The organism is Embleya sp. NPDC050493, from assembly GCF_044458105.1.
GTDB lineage: Bacteria > Actinomycetota > Actinomycetes > Streptomycetales > Streptomycetaceae > Embleya.
On sequence record NZ_JBITHP010000074.1, the window covers coordinates 1 to 1,323 of the forward strand.

The window sequence follows — 1,323 nt, forward strand, 5'->3', positions numbered from 1 at the left end:
TTACTTATAAAAGTTCGCCATTTAATCTGAATCACCACAAATTTTTGCGTATCCTTGACACGAAATATAAACGTTGTTAAGAATCCAAGCATTTTAGCTAATCCAGCACCATTCAAGCCAAATAATGGAATAAGTAATACTTGTGCAATGACACAAACGATTGCTCCAAATAAAAATGTGATAAATCCTCCTGTAGTTTTTTTAACTACAATATAACTTGTTTCAAAAAAATTTGCAAAGCTAGAAAATAATGCTGAGAGCATGAAAGGTTCTGTTGCGAAGTTTGAAAATCAAACTCGCCCTCTCTGAACTCCAAATATCTTAGGCTGGTATTCCCATTAATACCTTGATTTCAGTAGACACCGAAAAGCCGAAGAGCGTTCCATTTCTTCGGTTCTTTTTATATATTCCTCGAAGGGTCTCCATGCCCTTAATCGTGGAAGAGGCTGTACGGAGACTTTGATAAAATTTATTCCGTCGTTTAATAGGTCGATGGTCTTGTTCTATTAAATTGTTAAGATACTTCACAGTTCGGTGCTCTGTCTTAGGATATAAACCCACACTCTGTAACTTTCTAAAGGCGGAGCCAAGAGAAGGTGCTTTATCGGTCACAATTGCTTTCGGCTCACCAAACTGTTTATGGAGTCGTTTTAAGAAAGCATAGGCTGCTTGCGTATCCCGTTTCTTTCGTAACCAGATATCTAAGGTTAAGCCGTCCGCATCAATTGCACGATAAAGATAATGCCAACGTCCCTTAATTTTGATATAGGTTTCGTCCATTTTCCATGAATAGAAGGATTGTCTATTTTTCTTCTTCCAAAGATAATAGAGGACTTTGCTGTACTCTTGCACCCAACGATAAATCGTAGTATGACAAACATTTATTCCACGATCATATAACAATTCCTGAACTTCACGATAGCTTAGATTGTAACGCAGGTAGTAACCAACAGCGACAATAATGACGTCTTTTTTGAATTGTTTGCCTTTAAAATGATTCATTACTCTGTCCTCTCTGTCTTTTTTCTCAATTTTACACTAAAATAGATTTTTTGGAAAACTTTGCAACAGAACCCTTTCGGTTTTGAACCTCAAGGGGAACACTCGTTTGATAAAGCGTCTCAATGGTTGTCAGTAAATAAACAAAAACTTTTGGAAGTGTGCTATTATAAGTCATATAAGTCGTGCGCTTTCTAATGCTTAGTGGTTTAAGATTAGGATAGCACGACTTATTTATTTTCCAATGAAATTAACTAGCAATTCGGGTAGAAAGTTTAGAGGTATCATATGAAACTACTTAATAATTTGTTGACTAGCTTAACA

2 protein-coding genes and 1 pseudogene are annotated in these 1,323 nt (G+C 36.0%); all 3 read right to left on the reverse strand.

Translation table 11 applies throughout. The annotated features are described in order from the left end of the window. The coding region (locus ACIBM5_RS47055) for a polysaccharide biosynthesis C-terminal domain-containing protein (RefSeq protein WP_396012850.1) at positions 1 to 263 on the reverse strand (263 nt) is incomplete at its 3' end. 58 nt (positions 264 to 321) lie between these two features. Continuing rightward, positions 322 to 1,002, reverse strand: a complete 681-nt coding sequence (locus tag ACIBM5_RS47060; RefSeq protein WP_081196305.1) for an IS6-like element ISS1N family transposase — start codon at positions 1,000 to 1,002, stop codon at positions 322 to 324. A 73-nt stretch (positions 1,003 to 1,075) separates the two neighbouring features. Beyond that, positions 1,076 to 1,177, reverse strand: a pseudogene (locus tag ACIBM5_RS47065) (IS982 family transposase); the annotation flags it as partial. Positions 1,178 to 1,323: the final 146 nt, after the last annotated feature.

What these genes read in the sequence shown, in the direction of transcription:
- ACIBM5_RS47060 (WP_081196305.1), bottom strand. Translation starts at nt 1,002, where the DNA reads ATGAATCATTTTAAAGGCAAACAATTCAAAAAAGACGTCATTATTGTC.